General features: G+C 41.5%; 11 protein-coding genes. All 11 read right to left on the bottom strand.

The annotated features are described in order from the left end of the window. Nucleotide 1 precedes the first annotated feature (1 nt). From GSQ74_RS19280 to GSQ74_RS19230, 11 genes are read right to left on the bottom strand one after another with little or no spacing between them, the layout of a single operon-like run. Nucleotides 2-3307, bottom strand: coding sequence for a glycoside hydrolase family 2 TIM barrel-domain containing protein (locus GSQ74_RS19280; protein ID WP_158995842.1), 3306 nt, complete (start codon nucleotides 3305-3307; stop codon nucleotides 2-4). 3 nt (nucleotides 3308-3310) lie between these two features. After that, complete coding sequence (locus GSQ74_RS19275; protein ID WP_158995841.1) at nucleotides 3311-5497, bottom strand: alpha-L-rhamnosidase C-terminal domain-containing protein; 2187 nt, start codon at nucleotides 5495-5497, stop codon at nucleotides 3311-3313. A gap of 4 nt (nucleotides 5498-5501) precedes the next feature. Then, complete coding sequence (locus GSQ74_RS19270) at nucleotides 5502-7097, bottom strand: sodium/solute symporter (RefSeq protein WP_254060929.1); 1596 nt, start codon at nucleotides 7095-7097, stop codon at nucleotides 5502-5504. Next, the gene (locus GSQ74_RS19265; protein WP_158995840.1) at nucleotides 7094-8179 is read right to left on the bottom strand and encodes a Gfo/Idh/MocA family protein; all 1086 of its coding nucleotides are present in this window, start codon (nucleotides 8177-8179) and stop codon (nucleotides 7094-7096) included. The genes GSQ74_RS19270 and GSQ74_RS19265 overlap by 4 nt, the downstream gene beginning before the upstream one ends. Nucleotides 8180-8204: 25 nt before the next feature. Continuing rightward, nucleotides 8205-8891, bottom strand: coding sequence for an L-rhamnose mutarotase (locus GSQ74_RS19260; protein WP_158995839.1), 687 nt, complete (start codon nucleotides 8889-8891; stop codon nucleotides 8205-8207). A gap of 2 nt (nucleotides 8892-8893) precedes the next feature. Then, nucleotides 8894-10774, bottom strand: coding sequence for a right-handed parallel beta-helix repeat-containing protein (locus GSQ74_RS19255; RefSeq protein WP_254060928.1), 1881 nt, complete (start codon nucleotides 10772-10774; stop codon nucleotides 8894-8896). Between the two features lie 49 nt (nucleotides 10775-10823). Beyond that, nucleotides 10824-11711 carry a sugar phosphate isomerase/epimerase gene (locus GSQ74_RS19250; RefSeq protein ID WP_158995837.1) on the bottom strand — a complete coding sequence of 296 codons (888 nt, stop codon included), beginning with the start codon at nucleotides 11709-11711 and terminating at the stop codon, nucleotides 10824-10826. Nucleotides 11712-11717: 6 nt separating this feature from the next. Next, entirely contained in the window at nucleotides 11718-13136 is a 1419-nt protein-coding gene (locus GSQ74_RS19245) for an acetylxylan esterase (RefSeq protein ID WP_158995836.1), read from the bottom strand. Nucleotides 13137-13148: 12 nt separating this feature from the next. Next, nucleotides 13149-14282 carry an exo-alpha-sialidase gene (locus tag GSQ74_RS19240; protein WP_158995835.1) on the bottom strand — a complete coding sequence of 378 codons (1134 nt, stop codon included), beginning with the start codon at nucleotides 14280-14282 and terminating at the stop codon, nucleotides 13149-13151. Nucleotides 14283-14288: 6 nt separating this feature from the next. Next, nucleotides 14289-17066 (bottom strand): glycoside hydrolase family 78 protein, encoded by a 2778-nt coding sequence (locus GSQ74_RS19235; protein WP_158995834.1) that lies wholly within the window; start codon nucleotides 17064-17066, stop codon nucleotides 14289-14291. After that, a complete protein-coding gene (locus tag GSQ74_RS19230) occupies nucleotides 17063-19879 on the bottom strand; it encodes a glycoside hydrolase family 2 protein (protein WP_158995833.1) in 2817 nt (938 codons plus the stop codon). Before GSQ74_RS19230 ends, GSQ74_RS19235 begins: the two co-directional genes overlap by 4 nt. Nucleotides 19880-19882: the final 3 nt, after the last annotated feature.

Genomic DNA, 19882 nt, shown 5'->3' with positions numbered 1-19882 from the left:
ATTAATTAGCGGCATTAAATTTAATTTCTCTTGATAATTTAACTGCCTTTTGAGCATTGACCGCACCCGGTAACAAGTAGAAACTGTAGCTATAATTCTTTGCAGGTATTTGATATTTATCCAACGGAGCACCTATATCCGACCAACTATCATTACCACCTACACCCATTTGCAGCAGATCAATATTTAAGGTGACATAGCCTGCATCCTTCAGTTTATTGGTATGCCTGGCTGCCTCTATATTTTTCTCGGTATAAGGCCAGGCATTCATGCTAAGTAAACTATCAGCCACCACCAGCAATCCAGTTGAATTTATATCCGATAAATACATCCAACGTACATCTGTGCGGTTGCCTGTTTCCTGTGGCACTACATATGGCTCATTAAACTCATTAATAGGCTGCGAATAAATACCAGCCTCAAAACCTGTACGACGATCAACATAGTTTTCGTACAAACCTCTGCCATACCAACTAATGTTATCATAATTGCGCTTGATACCGCATTGCATACCAACTTCGGGTATGTTTGGCAAACCCGGTTTACAGGTTAAGGCATAATTCACCTTTAACACACCGTTGCCGTTGACTAAATAAGTTACCCGCACTGCCGCACTATCGTTAATAAGTGTGTAGTTGCTGGTTACTTGAACCAATCCGTTTTCTATTCTCTTAGCCGATACATCTTTGAGGTTCAAGCTATCAGCATACCATGGTTTTAATTTTTTATTGGATTTCCATCCACGCTGATCATTATCCGTTAATGGGCGGGTAAAGTGTGGCAATAATGGCGCAAACACTTGTTCCTGATTATTCATAAGGTAAGAACTTAAAGCACCATTGCTTTTGCAGATGGTCACTTTAAAATTTTTGCCACTCATTATATAATTGTTTGGTGTATTCTGTAACTCAACAGAAGCGTAATGCTTAGCGGGGTTGATAATAACCGGCACATGTGTTAACGCAAACTGATCAGCCGCTATTTCAAATCCTTTAGATGCCCATGGTTCGTCTTGTGGCAAAGTGAAATGTAAATCGGCTAGATATTCATGGCCAGCTTTCATAACAGGTAAGTATTGCGCTATGGAAACTGTGGTATCCCCCATTGCCGGAACATTGATCGATGGAATTATTCTCTTCGTGATGATATTTCCATCTTCTCTTACTTGCAATGTTAAAGTATAATAGCCCAATGACCTTACCGAAGACCAATTTTTTATGTTAATAATACCTTTGGCTGTGTCAATCAATTTACATTCGGCCGGTTGGAAAACATGTTTACATTCATACATAGCGGGTTTTGGCCGACCATCGGGTGCTACCAAGCCTTTTATAGTGAAATCATCATAATACTTTTCGCCAAAGTCGCCGCCATAAGCATAATATGGCGTGCCGTTAGCATCCTTTTTTAGTAATCCCTGATCTTTAAACTCCCAGATTGCGCCGCCAATAATGCGTGGTGTATTACGCCATATATCCCAAAACTCTTTTAAATTACCATTGGAATTACCCATAGCATGCGAATACTCGACAAAGAATATAGGACGATGGTCCCCGTTCTTTTGATTTGCCAACAAATCAGCGGTAAATAAGCCTGGATACATCCTGCTGATAATATCTACATAAGGCTCATCAATAGGATTTTGCAACCTGTGTGAATGGTCGTTAGCTTTTGGGTATCTTGGATCATCCGGTGGGATATATCCTTCTGCCTGCGGCGTTCCTTGGGCAGGTTCATAATGCACGGGGCGCGTTATATCAAAATCATGCGTCCATCCTGCCATTGCCGCGTGATTTGGCCCTTCGCCTGCCTCGTTACCTAAACTCCACACGATGATACTAGGATGATTCTTATCGCGCATTACCATACGTGTCATTCTATCCATATAAGCACCGGCCCAGGTTGGATCATTGCTTAATTTTGAACCAAGTCCATGTGTTTCCAGATTAGCCTCGTCTATAACCATGATGCCGTATTGGTCGCACAGATCATAGAAATAAGGATCTTTCGGATAATGGCTGGTGCGGATACAATTAAAGTTGAACCGCTTAACCGTTTGTATGTCACGTAAAATATCCGCACGAGATAAAGCTTTACCTTTTATCGGGTCATGATCGGGCATGTTTACACCATACAGATAGGTAACCTTACCATTGATTAGCAGCTTACTATCAGTCTTGGAAAACTCGATACTGCGGAAACCAACTTTGCAGCTTTTTACCTCTAAAATATGCCCCGTAGTATCCTTTAAGGTAAGTGCCAGTGTGTATAAGTTGGGCTCATCAGTACTCCATTTAGCCGGGTTCTTGATCTTTGCCTCCATTATACCGAATTTAACATTCCCTAACCTTGGATAAATTTCGTTAAGCAGGCTCTCTACACTTTTCTCCATCGGTTTTTCAAGTACAGGCTTGTTATTCTTATCGTACAATTGTGCTTCCAAGGTATAACCATGTACTTCTTCCCCGGTAAGGTTTTCCATTCGGGGCCTTAATTGAAAAAGAGCGTCTTTATAATCCTTATCTAACTTGGCTTGATAAAAGAAATCAGCAATACGCAGCTTAGGTTCGGCTAATAGCATTACTTCGCGGTGGATGCCGCTCAATCGCCACTGATCCTGATCTTCCAGGAAATAGCCATCTGTCCAACGGATAACTTGTACCGATAAAATATTTTCGCCAGGTTGTAAGTATGGTGTTATGTTAAACTCTGATGTTAAAAAACTATCCTCGCCATAACCCAGGAATTTACCATTTAACCAAACCTTAAACCCTGAACTTACTCCGCCAAAACTTAGCGTAATGTTCATATCCTTCCAATTAGCAGGAATGGTGAATATACGCTGATAATTGCCTACACTATTATCGGTTGTAGGCATGTGCGGAGGGTTTACAGGACGGAACGGATAAACCGCACTTTTGTAGATCGGTTTTCCATATCCCTGCATCTCCATGCTTGAGGGAACGATAATCTTTTTCCATCCCTGTACCCTACTCCTGTAAAATTCTTTTGGCGTATCGGCAGGCATAGGAGAATAGGAAAAATCCCAATAACCGTTTAATGACATCATTCTGCCAGACTTGTCCCTATCACCTGTTAAGGCATCCTGTAAATTGCTGTACGAATATGCTGTGGCATGTGCTGCCTGCCTGTTTATACCGTCAACCGATGGATCTTCCCAAGGGTCAAAATGGTATACATCGGGTGCAATTGGAACCGGAGCAGGGGTTTTATCAACTAATTGGGCGTAGGATGCAATGGGCAATAACCCCAGCATTAGCAGCGTATATTTCAGGAAAGATTTCATTTATTACAAGGCGTTATAATCGACTGTAAAATAAGTTCCTTTTAGTACCTGTAGTTCAAATATGTTATCACCTTTCGCTATAATCTTAGCCTGTTTACAGGTTGGTGTAGTTTTGCTTTTAAAACGAAGTATTCCTAAGCCGTCATCACTACTTACTTTAATTTGTTTGGTGCTTACATAAACCTTTATATCGCCATTAGGGGTGGGTACACTTCCCTGCATCCATTGTAAACCACCTAAATTGGGTTCAATTATATAGTCCTTATAACCCGGTGAGGTAGGTTTTACGCCCAAATAGTATTTCCCCAATAGGTAGATCGGACTTGCACCCCAGGCGTGGCATAAGCTTTTGCCGTAAGGCCTGCCATACATGGCGTAAATATTAGCGCCTGTATCTGTGGGGTTATATTCTTCCCAAAATGTAGTTGCGCCCAGTTTTAGCATCCCGCCCCAATAATCCTTCATTTGTTTTAAAACATAGCTTTGCTCGCCCATGGCACATAGCGATTCCAGTTCGTAAAAACGCATATAAGGTGTAGTGATCTTAGGTACATCGTTATTCAGCAATACATATTTTTTAACGTCCTGTTTTTTAGCATCGTCCAAATAATTAAAAAAGATGGAGAACATATTAGCATAGCGGGTAACATTATCTGTTGGTTTACCGTCAATCCGGCTATGAACCAACGCATGTTTCTGTTCATTCCAATAATAGTTGAATATTTTAGCCCGCAAATCAGCGGCTATCGCAGCATACTTTTCAGCACCTGCATCATCATGAGCAATTTTGGCGCATTGTGCCATTGTTTCAAGGCTACGGCAGAATAAGATCTGTTCAAAGCTGACTTCACCTTGTTTACTCAATCCATCGGCCCAATCAATAAAGACCCAGTCGCCTGTTAAACCTTGCATCAAACCATCCTTATCCCGGCGGGAAAGGCAATAGTCCATCATGCTTTGCATGCGCGGGTAATTTTGTTCGATGAATGTTTTATCGCCCGTATACTGGTAATAATCATTAATACCAAGAAACCAGTAAAACGTATAATCCATTATGGTATTGATGTGGCTGGTAACCGGGTCTTTACCGCGCAAAGCAGATAGTGTATGGGTTACCGTTGGCGAATCAAAAAACAAGTAATAATTCATTAAATAGCTTTGGTAGGCGTCTCCGGACCATACCCACCTGTCGCGTTTAATTCCATCAATAAAAAATTCGCGGGTATTTAAGTGTAAAGTGTAAGCCGATACATCCCATATTTTATTGACCTCCTCATCAGAACATTTGAAACTGCCGCGCTGCTTCACCGGCGAGTATTCATAGAGCATGGATACATCATTTATACTGACGTTATCATCATAATAAACAGTTACGTATCTAAATGCCCTTGATCCGCTGAAAGTAAAATCGCCACCGTTTTGATCTATGTCTATTTTATCTGCCAATTCGCAGCGTGCGGTATCCATCGCCTCTTCAGGTGATTCACCAAAGTATAGCGAAACATGTCCTTTTCCTTTTAGTCCGTTGAGTTTGATATAACCAAAAGTTTCTTTCCCAAAATCTACAAACATAGAATGTGGTTTTCTGCTGATGCTGGCTGCTTTATGCTCTTCAACGGGTAAATGATAGGTTGACGGCAATACATTGGGATCTGTAAAATCCCAGCTTCCGGCAAGTAAGTATTTTGTGGCCGATACATCGGAGGTTTTACCGGAGGCATCAATCCATTCTTTATCTTCATAAGTTACCAGCCACGAAGTATCTGATACCAGATGAGTGCCCTGAACAAATATAGCCGGTACATTAGCCTGGTTATATACTTTTAAACTGATGCGGTGTTTCCCTGCGGGGATATGAATTACTTTAGGATAACCACGAATAGTTTTACCATCTAAACTTACGTTATATTGCCCCTCCACATATAATTTAGCGTCTTCAGGTTCGGTGAGTTCAAAATCCTTATGGAAATTCATCAATACGTAGTGGCTGTCCAATTTCCAGAATGGGGGTAGAAAGGTACCGCGCTCTGTACGCCTGGTTTGCATTTTATTACTGAGCCAAACCTCGTAATCACCCGGATACCAGATCCAAGATGCTTTTTGCGCTTTGGCGGCATCGCTAAAAAGCATTAAACCGAGCAACGCAATTAATACAACATATTTTAAGCTACTAGCTTTTTTATCCTTCATAACATTAATGTCCGTTAAATATCAGGTACAGGCATATCATCACAATGATTAAAATGCCCCAGGCAATTTTAACCCGCCTGGTAGGCTTAACAATGGTTACCAGCTTGTCGGGGATGTACATTACAGGGTTTGTATCCAGCAATGAAATAATAATAGCCAATGCCATCAGAAATGCGAAAATGTAAAACGACAGCAATAAATAATGCGGCCAGATGGGGTATTTATCGGGCGTAAAAACCCATAAATACAACACGCCCGTACCCAAACTAAATGCTGAACCAGCGGATAAGACCGTATTAACAGCTTTACGACTGGTCTTTTTCCAAAATACGGTTAATAAGAATACGACAGCCAAAGGCGGTGCAATAAAGCCTAAAACGGACTGGAAGACATCAAATAGGTTAAGTCCTTTTATATTGTCAATAGCCAAAGCTACTGCGACTGCAAACATACAGCCTGCGACTACAGCCATTCGCCCTACCTTTATAATTTGCTTGTTAGTTGCGTTTGGATTGAATTTTTTAACGTAAACATCCATTGTAAACACGGTGCTCAGTGAGTTTAATGACGAACCGATAGTACCTACCAATACAGCTATCAACACTACGATTACTAAACCATTTAATCCCGGAGGGAAAAGATGAGTGACCATGGTCATATAAGCTTCGGCGGGATCTTTTAAGCCCGGATAAAGAATAAAACACAATATCCCAGTAAGGATAAAAAGCGGCAGCGATAGTATTTTAAGCCATGCGATAAAGTTTACGCCCAATTGCCCCTGCTCTAAATTTTTAGCACCTAAAACCGACTGTACCATAGCTTGATCGGTACAAAAGAATGCTATAGCAGAAACAGGGTAGCCTAACAAAATAGCATACCAGGGATATTTTTTATCGCTCGCGGGATGTATCAGATTCCAATAATCATGCGGTACTTTGTGGTACATTGCTGATAGTCCTCCAACCTTTACAACGCCTATTACCGTTAATAATAACGATACTGCTATCAGCAATATCATCTGGAAGAAATTGACCTTGGCTATAGTTTTCAGCCCCCCTGCAAAAGTAAAAAGGCCGGCAAATGATACCAATACAATTACTGATTCCCACATCGGGATGCCTAAGATCTGCCTTACTAAAAACCCACCTGCGAACAAGCCTAATGATAACCACGAGATCAATATTTTGATCAGTGCGTACCATGCAAGTATATTTTGGGTAGAATCGCCATAGCGTTTACCCATAAATTCGGGCATCGTACTTACTTTGGACGCCAAATATTTAGGTGCAAAAACTATTGCCAGTAACAACAAGAAAACAAAGGCATACCAATCGAAATTCACAGCTACTATGCCTGTCGCATACCCAATACTGGCATAAGCCAGTAACATTGACGGACCAACGTTAGTACCCCACATATTAAAGCCGATGCTGGCCCATCCCAATGATTTATTGGCAAGGAAAAGCGTTTCATCTTTATTTTTCTTCTTTGCAAAACTAGATCTATACCCAATAATCATCAGCACGACGATGTATGCCGCTACAATGGCATAATCCAGCGGTGTTAAATTGGTAACCAAACTGCCCATCGCTAATATCATGCGCTTAATTTTTCAGGTGATAATCTGTATTCGGCAAGTATATCAGCAACTTTCACGGGTTGGCCTGTCTTTAATGACTTGTCCATTGCCTGTAACAAAGCAACTGTGCCTATACCTTCTTTAATATCAGGATATGCGGTTTCGCCACTTTCTAAACAATCAGCAAAATATTCAAGATAGTTTTGGTATTCGCCTGCGTGATGACTTTGCCCCTCAAACCTGAAATAATATTTTAACGTTTTATCTCCCCAATAAATAATCTTTTCTTCACCCGTTTTATCTGTTACGGCATAACGAAGTTCATGATAATCCGCCTGGGATGCGCCTTCTGCACATCTTAATATCACACTCATGCCACTATCGCGCTGCGTGGGTTGGGTGTAACCGGTATAAGCGCCGCTTACCCGCGCAATTCGTCCGTCTGCAGCTTTAAAAATAAAGTGCATGGTATCTTCATTCTTTAATCCCGCGATTTTACCATTGTTGCTGATCATACCATAGCCCATTACCTCTTCAACATTTGGCATGTACCAGCGTATAAAATCTACCGGATGGCTTAAACCACCATATAGCCATTTGAATGCATTTTCAAGCGCCCAGGGTTTCTCCAAAAACCAACGATGATCGGCGTGGTAGTGACTTTCAACTGTAATCAGATCGCCTAGCAAACCTTCTTCATAATCTTTCCTTTGCCTTTTTGCAGGTTCAAAAAAACGGGAGCTTTGACCTACAAAAACCTTTTTATCGGTTCTAGCTGCCAGATCAAGCAATTCCTGTGCTTTTGAAAGATCATCAATAAAGGGTTTGGTGCAAATAACATGTTTGTTATGCAGCAATGCCTGTTTTACATGTTCAGCATGTAAATGATCGGGGGTATAAATAGCGACAATATCAATCTCGGAATCATCCAGCATTTTTTGATAACTGGTTGTGTATTGATGGAAATTGAACTCTTCGGCGCGCTGTTTACACATTTCGATGTTTCTATCGCACACCATTTTAAGCTCATACTTATCGCTGTTTAATGCTGCCGACATGGTACTGCGGCCTTCTCCTAATCCTAATATGCCTAATTTTAACATGGTTATTGGTTGCTATCTTTAGCTGTTATTCAATAAATTTCTTTTCGTCAACATTTTTAAAAAACACCCAGGTTTCGCCTTTTTTAGTCCCCGCAATACCTTCCTGATAGTTTTTCATGATATTATTCCAATCGTTAACACGGGGATTATTTTTGGTGGTCAACGGATTTAACTTATCTAAACTCTCGCCTTTGGGAATGCTGATAACCAACATTAACTGTCTGCCGGTTTTAAATGCCAGCAATTGCTGAAAATTGGCATTACAAAATCCCTGTGAAACTTCCGGCCACTTTTGAAACTGTGTAGCATGATAATTAAGATACTCCTGCTGCATCTTTGGGTTGTTTACTAAATTTGCGGTAAGTATAATATTATCCCATTGTTTAGCGACAGTTTTACTGTCGCAATATTTCCTGTTAAAATCGTAGAATGGATTTTGAAACAGAATAACCTGATCCACGGAGAAATCTTTCGCTATACGTTTTTTTAATTGTTCGGGAGAGGCTGTATTTGCATAAACAATTACCCGGTTATTCCATTGCTGGATGCTCTGTATTCCGTAACCCTTCATATCTGCAAAGGCACCAAATTTGAAAGCAGAACCTTTAGGAGAAATGATTTCTACGATCACCGGTTTGCCGACAGATATTTGTGCATTTGAATATCCAAAAGCAACCATTAATAGTAATAAGATGATCAATCGCTTCAGCATGATTAATGATTTATAGGTTGATTGCCGGGGTTAACTTTTATACCTTTTAACAGGTATTGATAAGGTGTCTGCAAACCTGCTGCATCCTTTATACTTTCAGCTACCATAGGGCCATTATTCTCCCAAACATTACCGGGGCCATTGGCATTTTTGAGGAATTTCTCTGACGGGCACCAGTTGTTTTTTATGGTGAAGTATGACGATCCTTCATCGGTATATAGATAAAACCAATGTTCCGGGTCATGAGCATAGGAAACTTTATAGATGCTGTCTACATAATTGCTGTCAATAATAGAATTGGGCTGAGCCGATAAAGTATAGATACCCGCAACATCGTACATGTGCTTAGCGTAGTGATGTATTTTATTCGCACGTATTATATTGTCGCTCATGGCGTTCGCAGCTTTCGTCCAACCCCAGCCTACACTTATCCCTGAATAGGATACATCAAAAATTTCGTTGTGTTCAATTCTTATTCCCTTTACATAACCAGCGCCTATGCCCAGGCATCCCCAATCTTCATTGGTAGCATCTGCAACTAAGTTATTTTCGATATGCTCATTGGTACAAACCTCACGTAACGCTGATGGGTTATAGGGCAAATGCGCTTCAAAAGCCTCATCAGAATAAATGCCGATTTGAATAGCTGTACCGCCTATGTCGGTAAAAAGGTTTCCTTTTATTTCGTCGTCATGCGTACCTCTTGTATAATCCAATGCGGTTGATGCCAGATGGGTAAATATGCAATTCTCAAACCCGGTATGATTTGCATAGGATAACTCCACCGCGGCCGCTGGTCGGCCTACCCATGCCTGGTTTTCTAAACCACTCTTCCCGGGTGTGCCTTTTATTTTTAATTTATAGGCATCCAACAGATACATGCCAGCCTGCAAAGGTACGTGCCCTTTTTGTGATGGGCGAAGCCACGTTGTATTTTCAAAACTAATCCCTTTAAACCGCACAAAGCTTACCGGCCTTTCCATCGTTCCTTCAACCTTTACCAATGTTTCAAGCGATGGCGCGGTTACTTTTGCATCGGCCATATTTTCGCCTTTGCGTGGATAGTAATAAAGCTTATTGGTATGCATATCTTCATACCATTCGCCCGGTCTATTTAAAAATGATAATGAATTAGTTAAATAAAACGCCGAGTTGCCATTCATTTTATGTCCCTTGTCAATCACGGGTGGAGGCCAGGGATGTTCAAATTCTATTTTGCTTTCAGGCTGATAAAATGTTAACCCGGCTTGATTGCCTTTTATGGTGATAGATTTAACCCGCAAATTGGCAATTGCCCACATCTGGTGAATAACCATCTCCATTTGATCTGGATATTTAGGTAAACCACTTCCGGGTATCGGTATCCAAATTTCCTGTTGTTGTTTATCTACCGATAAAATGCGGCTCATTTCTTCATCAGTATTACTTTCCCTCGCACGGATCGCTTTAATACCATTCACCCAAAGTTGCCTGAATAACAAAGCGCAACCTCCTACCTCCGGCATAGCTGCGACCCAAACCTTACCTTGTGCTTCCTTTGGCAAGCCGGAGATATAGGCTGATGCTTTTTTCCAGCCTTTAACCACCGCTCCCCCGCTGATCACTGGTTTTTCACCGGGCGCGTTTTCAATTATTATTGGTGATGTAGAAGTACCGGAATCCTCCGGGCGAATAAATAGCAGTTCATCTAAAACGTACTCCCCGCCTTGTAAAATAATGTTTATGCCGTTCGTTATCGAAGGATCATTTAGCCTGCGCAATTCACGGGCCTGGCGCAAGGCAGCCGCTATGGTAAGTTTCGGTTGATCTTTTGTACCCGGATTATTGTCGTTACCATTTATAGCCACCCATATATTGGCAGCATGGCTCCTCTGTATGCCCATAAAGCATAGTATACAAATACTTAATAATACGGTACGAGCTAACTTCATATTATTGCTGGAAGATTGACTTTACGTAAACTATATTGGCAGTGAAATTCTTCTTTACATTTTTAGGATCGCTGGCATCCCGCGAGCGTTCTATCACCAGCCAGCCGCTCCAACCCATTTTATCCAGTGTTTGCTTAATCTTTTTCAGGTCGATCTTGGTATCATTTTGTAACCATACCCCATCATCATCAGTACAATGAATTTGAATAATGTTGCTTTTGCCCAGTGTTTTCAACTCCTGAACAATATTCCTGTTATTTTTTACCGCATTAGCGAAGTTGAAATAGCTTTTAACCGCCAGTGAGCCAACATCTTTTAGTAATTGTAATTCATCTTTTGCGCTCAATGATGTTTCGATGCCGATGATTACGCCTGCCTGTTCAGCTATTTTACCTGCGGCTTTCAAGCGTTCAACAATAGCAGGCCTGAGTTCAGGATTTTTTATCAGATCACCTTGCACGCCCAACGGCAGGAAGACGACCTTAACATTCATCAGTTTTGCCATATTGATGCAATCCTGAACCGCTTTAACTGCGGTTGGCCTTTGCGCGAAAGACTGGGAATAGAAACCGGTCATTGCCAGGGAACTGATCTGTATGTTTAGTTCCTTTGATTTAGCCAGAAACTGTGTTCTGTTAGAATCTATAGCAAGTTTATTATCGAAGGTTTCCCGATCACCCAAACCGCCCATATCTACTTCAACACCATCAGCACCTAATTCTTTTGTTAATGGGAAAGCGCCAATCTTTTGCCTTTTCAATATCATGATGTCGGCAACGGCAACTTTGTATCGCTTATCATTTTGCGCTAACGCGGATTTAGGGCATAGATTTAGTAACATCAAAAGACTGATGCCTGTAGCAATAAATTTGATCGTTTCTTTTTTCATATCGGCTTAATCAACAGGGTTCTTTTCTCTTGGAGTAGTCGCAAAAACATGCAACAAGTTTTCGTAACCATGTATAGCATCTTTAGGTAAATATTGTCCATGATCGCCAAAAACATACATTAGCGGTTCTTTCTCAATAGTTACCTGGGATTCATCTATTTTGCCGCTTTTGTCCTCAATCTTATGTATATCGAGGTTGAAGTTTTTAGCAACGAACTTATAAAGCGCATTACGTTTTGACGGGCCATAATCATGGCCTTCATTTGGCAGATGCACGTTTTCAACCAGATTAGTTTTACCGTAATAGCCATACATTTTTTGCAGGTAAGGAAAATCATGTTCAGGCATGTGCGCTGTCCAGTCTTTACCATCGGTTATCAATAGCTGCGGATTTGGGGCTGCCATAGCGGCTAGCTCTACGTTATCAGTGCCCCCGCAAACCATGTGTATAGGCATCCCGCTTTCGCAAGGGCATCCACCATAAAAATAAGACGATACGGCAACCACCGGCGCACTTAGTTTAATACGAGGATCTAACGCCGCCATTAAAACGGTATGGCTGCCACCACCGGAGCCGCCGCTGATCCCTAATCTGTTTGGATCAGTTTCTTTTAAAGTCAATAGATAGTCAATAATACGGATGGCACCTAAAGTTTGCACAACCTGGGCTATGCTTGTACGGTGATCTTCGGATTTGAACTGTAATAACGATTCGCCCCAGGCAAAAAGATCATAGCTGTAAGCAATACAACCCATACGAGCCAGCGTTGCGCAACGTAGCTGACAATCGGCGCGATAACGTTGTTTATCCCAATGCCCATCCGGACTTAACATTACCGGGATTTTGCCTTTATAATGCAATGGTTTGTAAAGTGACCCATTGATATATAAACCGGGCAAAATTTCGATAGCTATATTTTCAACCGAGTAACCGTTGTAAATTCTTTTTTGGGTGATGATCGGTTTTGAATCAGGCTTAGCGGGCAAGGGATATAAATCAAGCGCTTTATACAATGCCGGGCGAAGCAATTCCTTTCTTTTTTCCCAACTTGCTTCATCATGGTATAGTTTTGCTATGCTATCCAGCTTTGCCCAGCCATCGGCAACAGACCAAACATTATATTCGTAATCTTTTAATTTGTATGATGTTGGCCCGGTTTTATTGACCTTCATATCTACCGGCGCTAGTACATTATCTAAGGTTTCATCAACTGTGTTTCTGAACCGCCAGTCGGCGTAATTAACATATTTGTCCTTTACCTGGTCTTCCGAATATTTGATCTTCACATGAAACCTGGCCTGTATTTCATCCAATACATCTTTTAATGATTTTCGGTAAAGATGATCGGTATCTTGTTGCGCCCAGATGAGCATCGGCAACAAAGCCAAAGCAATCATCAGCGTGTATAACTTGTAATTCTTCATAGTTTCAATCTTTTAAAGATCCTTTGTATCACCTGTTACTACCGGGGCTGTATAGCCATCTACTTTAGGCCATACACCGTCTTTTATCTCTTTCAACACTAATTTATTTGGATCAATCACTACGTGCTTAATCCGCTGCCTGCGCCAGGTATAAACTATATGTACTAAACCATCCTTAGTTTGAATTACCGATGGGTAAGAGTATTGGCTAATTGGCGAATCTTCCAGTATTAAAGCAGCATACCAGGTTTTACCATCTTTTGATATAGCTACATTCAGCGGCGTACGTGCGCCTTTAGCTAACTTACCCGGAGGCAAAACATGGTTATAAACCAATAATGAACGACCATCTTTTAATGTCACCCCATCAATACCTGAGTTATTATTAGGCAACGATGTTTGTGCAAGCGGCGACCAAGTAACGCCATTATTTTTTGACCAAGTTTCATATATCGCCCTATTCTGCGTGCGGCATAATGCCTGTATGCTGCCATCCCTATGAACCAAAATGGTTGGCTGCAATGTTTTAATGGTCTTGCCATCACCAGCGGGACCGGTTATCGTCCACGTTTGGCACTTGTCCTTGGATAATTCGAAATGAATTTTAGCACCACCATTTTCCGTGCCTGATGGCGATAAAATATTTCCGTTGCCCAACATAACCGGTTTATTTTTTACCGGGCCTAAAATACTATCAGGCAAAGCTTCCTGTGTCGACCAGCTAATCCCGCCATCTTTGGAGATCCTTTGAAAACCTTTCCATTTCGCTGGTGATGGGCCTATTTTATAATACAGAAACAGATCACCATTAGGAACCTGATAAAGAACCGGGTTCCAGCAAGCATAGCGCAGGGTATCATTCTGGATGCCGTTTGCTACATTAATAGCTTCGGTCCATTTACCATTTACTAAGCGGCTTACCCATATACAAACATCAGGATTACGCTCCTTTGTGCCGCCAAACCAAGCAGCTACCAGACCTTGCTTAGTTTCGGCGATGGTGGCCGCATGACATTCAGGATATGGCGCTTTTTCAAAGATGAACTCATCGGTAACCATCCCATGCTGCCATATTTTTAATTGAGCTTTTGTTGTTAAACCAAAGCTCAAACACATCATCGTTATTAATAAACTTCTCTTGTACATCACTATTTACTCCTTACTCAAATAATTACTCGCCGCAAAATGGTAATCGCCCGATCCTATTTCTATTTTCGCTTCACCTTTATCCTGCCCTAAGTATTTAAAACCACTTGCTGCCGGAATTCTTTTTCCACCTTCTCTGATACCGGAAAAACTATTAACAGGCAGGTAAACAACCGCTTTTGAATTCGGGGGGATGGTAATTACCCAATCAAATTGTTTGTCGTGCCTTCTCCAATTGCTTTTTACCAGGCCATAAGGCGTTTGGTAAGATGCACTTACACTATCCAAACCGGCAACTTCGGCAGGTTTCATGATAATGGTTTTAAAACCGGGTTCATCGGCTTTTACTCCGCCCAAATCTTGATAAAACCAGGCGATAAGATCACCTAAGAGCATTACGTGGTTACGCGAGTTCATTGCCGGGGCGGCGGTATCTCCGTTCCATAATTCCCATATAGTTGTTGCTCCCCGTTTAACCATGTAACCCCAGCTTGGGTAATCGTCGTTAGCGGCAATATGGTAAGCGATATCAGGGCGGCCAAAATCTGTTAAGCCACGCATGAGCCACTGTGTGCCTATTACCCCTGTACTTATATGACTTTTGGCATCGATGGTTATTTTATTAACGATATTGTTGAATACCACCTTTTTATCAGCATCAGGCACCATACCGAAATACAGTGGTAGCAGGTTGGCGGTAACTGTATTGTTATCGTACCGCAAAGTCTTTTTATTAAGAAACTTATGATTGAATGCGTTTTTTGCTTCCAATGCTAATGTTGAGAATAACTGTACATCAGCCGGTTTATTAAGCAGTACGGCAAAGTGCTGCATTAAGTACAGCATGCGATAATAGTAAGCTGTAGCAATAAGCTCGCCATTGGTATTGCGCGATGAATCCCTGGAATGGATCAATTCGGGCGATTCGGGTGGCACGCACCAATCGCCGTATTTATCCTTGGTCATCAAGTTATTTTTATCATATTTCTGGCGCATATAACCGAGCCATTTTTTCATGGACGCATAATGTTTTTCAATAGGCGCTTTATCAGCAAACTGATTATATAGCATATCGGCTATCAAAATATAGGTGCCGGGCCACGTCATATTATCGCTGTAATAGTTCCAATACGCAGGTGCCACATCGGGTATCGAACCATCCGGTTTTTGCGATTGTTCAATATCATCCAACCATTTGGCGTACAGGTTTTCATTATCAAACACAAAACTTTCACCTAAAGAACCTGTAGCACGGTCACCCAACCATGGCATGCGTTCGTTGCGCTGTGGGCAATCTACCGGCATACCTTTGTAATCGCTTCGTATGCCCCAATAGGCGTTATGGTATATTTGATTGATTAAAGTATTCGACGTTTCAAACTGGCCAGTGTTAGCCATATCGTCATAAACTACCTGACCGATAAAATCGGATATAGTCGGTGCGCCCGGATATCCGGTTATCTCCACATACCTAAAACCATGATACACAAAAACCGGGTGCCATGTTTCTTCATCGCCACCTTTTAAAATATACACATCGGTTGCTTTGGCATCACGGAGGTTAGCTGTATACAAATCACCATCAGGCTTTAGTGTTTCCGCATAGCAGAGGGTAACTTTGTCGCCACGGTTGCCTTTTACCTTCATTTGCACCCATCCTGCCATATCCTGCCCCATGTCCATTATCCAGGTGCCCGGTTTTAATTGGACTATATTGATCGGCTTAACAGTATCCATTATTTTAATCGGCGCATCCATTTGGGCCTCTATCTTCCCTCCCGGCGCTTCAACCAATTCAGGCTTTAGCCAATTGTTATCGTCGTAGCCTGTTTTATTCCAACCTATTAATTCTTTAGTGGCATCGTATTCTTCACCATCATATTCATTATTCGTTCTTATTGGGCCGTCGGCGGTAAATTTCCAGCTATCGTCGCTGATGATCGTTTTTTTACTGCCATCCTGATAAGTTATTTCCAGTTGTAATAATAGCCTAGGGAATCCAAATTCTTTTATCTTTTTAGGCTTGTATTTTGGCCGCATGGTAAAAAAACGGCCATTACCTAATACCGTACCGATAACATTATCACCTCGTTGAATATCGGCAGTAACATCAAACGTATTATATAATACAGATTGGGTGTAATCTGTGGGCGCTTCCGCCAAAACCTGGTCGCCAATGGTTTTACCGTTGATGTAAAGTTCATAATGACCTAAACCAACGATGTAAACCGTAGCCTTTTTTATTGATTGCGTAGCTTGAAATTGCTTGCGGTAATAACGAGCAGATAACCTTGAAAACTTACTCACGCTATCCCAGGGGAAACCGTGTTCGTAGCCAATCCATTTTGCCTGCCAATCGCTCGGGGTTAATAACCCAACGCTCCAGTTTGCGGGTTGGTTGCTCCATTCGCTTATACCTTTGTTTGTCCATACCCGAACTTTCCAATAACATTGCGAACGGCTGATTAGCGGTTTACCAGCGTAATTAACCATAATGGATTTGTCAGATATTGTTTTACGCGAATCCCACAGGTCACCTTCATTACGTGTCAGTTTCTGCTTTGATGAGGCTACTATAATTTCATAAGCGGTTTGTACTGTATTACGCTGATCGCTGGTTATTTGCCAGCTTAAACGGGGACGCGCTGTACTAATACCTTGCGGATTGTATAGCATTTCGCAACGCAGGTTGCTTATACCAACAGCTGCAACAGCCGAATTGCACATGAAACAGCTAAAAATACCGATTACTAAAAGGACGATATGGAACGATCTTTTTATCATTGGTTATTTACCTGAAAATCAAAATACAGTTGCAGCGATAAGGCATCTTCTATGTGCTTATCGTAGTTAAAATATTGATTCAAGTCACCCGAAGGGCCCATCTTCTCAGGCTTTTGTGATTTTGTGCCGATAGGTGGTATTCCATGCATAAATGAAATATCGCCTGAAGGGAAATCGGGGGCAATGTTGTTATTGTAAGTAAGCTTCGGATATTTTGGGGTGAACAAGCGCATAAACACATCACGGCTATTGCAGATGATGGTAATTGGCTGACCTGTGGTTTTAAGCTTCATCCAATATAGGTTGGAGTAATAACCCTTAAATTCCGGATAGATCAATTTAGTACTATCTTCACCGGTTACAGTATTGTTATAAGTTTTATCCCAAACACCCAGACTTACACCCTTCAACCTGTTTTTCCAAACCCGGTAAGGGCCATCACCCATGTAGTCAACACCTTCTACATCCTTTTCAGGATAGGAGAAGCTTACGCCGAGCAAATTTGCTTCCTCACCAATAGGCCAATATTTAACGTCCAACTTTACCAAACCTGATGGATAGATCAGCCATCGCAGTTGTGCTTCGGTTGTTTTTGGTGCGAAACTGGCTTCAATCACCAGCGTATCGGCTTTATAATAATTGACCAGTTTTATAAAACCAGCTTTACTTTGGCCTTCGGCTAGTATCGGTCCGTTATTAAATGGAATTTCTCCTTTTTTATTTTCTACCTTTTTCAGTACGCCATTGTTGCGGTTGAATTCCAGTTTGATCCCGTTAGCAGATACTTTGTAAAGTGAGTCTGTTTCGGTTATGGTTGGTCTGTTGCCCTTAGTTTCGGGCATCATCCGCTGGGTAATTACCTGGTGGCTACTGATCGGCCAACTCCAGGTAAATAATTCCTGTTTATGGGGATCATAAGCGGTTACATATAACACATCATAATTTTGCCATCCGGCAGGTAAACGCATTTGCAAATCACCATATTGCCCCGGCTGTACATCAGGCGAAGGAATTGAACCTGTCAGCTGATTTTTAGCTATTTGTTGATAAGGATTGCCTAATTTCGCAAGTTTATAAGTGAATGAACATTGCTTTAAATTGGTATAGAAATAGCGGTTCTCCAACCTCAGTTTACCATCAAATTGCGGTGTTATTTCACGAGGTTCTATATGTACAGGGCTCCAGATTTCTTTAATGGTATAAAAGCTGCCTTCCTTTTCATGATATGGGCCTAAAATACCATCAGGACCATGGTCACCGTCAGAATCCAGCTTGCCGTTCTTATCGGTACGTACAACAGCCTCATCGGCAAAAACCCAAATAAAACCACCTGCCGATATAGGCGTATGCCACATCAGTTCCCAATAGTCGTCTAAGCCCGCGCCTGCGCCACCGTCGTATATGCCATGTAGAAACTCTGTCGGAAAATCAACATCATGACCGTGAATAGCGGTGTTATCGCCATAATCATAATTAGGATAGTGCTGTGTGTTGGTGCCTCTGAAAACCGCCCATGGATGGATCAGTGGCCGTTTTTGAATATCAAAATCATCAAACCAATGATCAAGGTTGAAATTGAAACCGCCTTCGTTGCCATTATCCCAGATCACTATGGAAGGATGATTCACATCCTTCAAGATCATTTCTTTAGCCAATTTTGAACCAGCCTGCGTATCATAGGCATGGTGCCAGCCTGTTAACTCATCCAACACGAATAAACCCAGTGAATCGCACACATCCAGAAAATGTTCATCTGGTGGGTAATGAGACATACGAACCGCATTCATATTCATCGCTTTGATAAGCTTTACATCGGCGATGCTTATGTATTTATTCGTTGCACGACCTGTAGTTGGCCAAAAGGAATGATGATTAACACCTTTAAACTTGATTTTAACGTTGTTTACATAAATGCCATCGTGCAAACGTAGTTCAACCGTGCGAAAGCCAAACCGTTGTTGTACGGTATGAATTATTTTTCCGTTGGATTGAAGCGTGAAAACTACATTATATAAATTAGGAAACTCCGGCGTCCACAGTTTAGGCGCAATAAAATGAGTTTTGATTAATGCAGAGGTGTCTCCAGCTTTAACGTTGGTTGAAAAAACAGCACCTGCTTTTTGACCACCAATAGTATAAAACTGTCCGATAATAGTGCCTTTGTTTTTTATATCAGATAATTTAAGCTCAGCTTTAAAATTGCCATCGGCTCTACCATCAACAGCAACATGGTTAATATGCTCTTTGGGCAAAGCTTCTAAAAACACCGGTCTGAATATCCCACCAAAAACCCAAAAATCGCCTTTGCGCTCGGCCGCGTTAACAGACGCATTTGCAGAATATTTAGATACCGTAACTTCTAGTAAATTGCTTTGTCCGTATTTAAGCAGCTTAGTTATATCGTACTTAAAACGATAGAAAGCCCCTTGGTGAATGTCGCCAGCCTGAACGCCGTTGATCATCACTTTAGTATCGGTCATGGAGCCATCGAATACGATATTGACATCTTTCCCCTGCCATGATACGGGTATGTTGAACTGGTATTTATATAGACCTTGTTCTTTCCCTTTAAGGGTGTCTTTATCCAAACCATAATTGTATTTACCGAAACCTTGCAGTTCCCAGTTTGAAGGTACCGGGATGGTTGTCCACTTACCTGAGTTTTGGCCAGCGGTACAATAGAATTGCCAGTTTACAGTATGATCGCTCCCAGTACCTGAAAGGAATTGAATTTGTGTTTTTTGCGCATAGGTATTTACTGCCGAGATGATTAGCAACAAACAAATAAATATTTTAAGACAGGCATATTTCATGCT

This window comes from Mucilaginibacter sp. L196 (genome assembly GCF_009765905.1).
Lineage (GTDB): Bacteria > Bacteroidota > Bacteroidia > Sphingobacteriales > Sphingobacteriaceae > Mucilaginibacter.
The sequence above is the reverse complement of the archived record's forward strand: the minus strand, read 5'-3'. Positions and strand labels throughout refer to the sequence as shown.

What these genes read in the sequence shown, in the direction of transcription:
- GSQ74_RS19280 (WP_158995842.1), bottom strand. Translation starts at nt 3,307, where the DNA reads ATGAAATCTTTCCTGAAATATACGCTGCTAATGCTGGGGTTATTGCCC.
- GSQ74_RS19275 (WP_158995841.1), bottom strand. Translation starts at nt 5,497, where the DNA reads ATGAAGGATAAAAAAGCTAGTAGCTTAAAATATGTTGTATTAATTGCG.
- GSQ74_RS19270 (WP_254060929.1), bottom strand. Translation starts at nt 7,097, where the DNA reads ATGATATTAGCGATGGGCAGTTTGGTTACCAATTTAACACCGCTGGAT.
- GSQ74_RS19265 (WP_158995840.1), bottom strand. Translation starts at nt 8,179, where the DNA reads ATGTTAAAATTAGGCATATTAGGATTAGGAGAAGGCCGCAGTACCATG.
- GSQ74_RS19260 (WP_158995839.1), bottom strand. Translation starts at nt 8,891, where the DNA reads ATGCTGAAGCGATTGATCATCTTATTACTATTAATGGTTGCTTTTGGA.
- GSQ74_RS19255 (WP_254060928.1), bottom strand. Translation starts at nt 10,774, where the DNA reads ATGGGCATACAGAGGAGCCATGCTGCCAATATATGGGTGGCTATAAAT.
- GSQ74_RS19250 (WP_158995837.1), bottom strand. Translation starts at nt 11,711, where the DNA reads ATGAAAAAAGAAACGATCAAATTTATTGCTACAGGCATCAGTCTTTTG.
- GSQ74_RS19245 (WP_158995836.1), bottom strand. Translation starts at nt 13,136, where the DNA reads ATGAAGAATTACAAGTTATACACGCTGATGATTGCTTTGGCTTTGTTG.
- GSQ74_RS19240 (WP_158995835.1), bottom strand. Translation starts at nt 14,282, where the DNA reads ATGTACAAGAGAAGTTTATTAATAACGATGATGTGTTTGAGCTTTGGT.
- GSQ74_RS19235 (WP_158995834.1), bottom strand. Translation starts at nt 17,066, where the DNA reads ATGATAAAAAGATCGTTCCATATCGTCCTTTTAGTAATCGGTATTTTT.
- GSQ74_RS19230 (WP_158995833.1), bottom strand. Translation starts at nt 19,879, where the DNA reads ATGAAATATGCCTGTCTTAAAATATTTATTTGTTTGTTGCTAATCATC.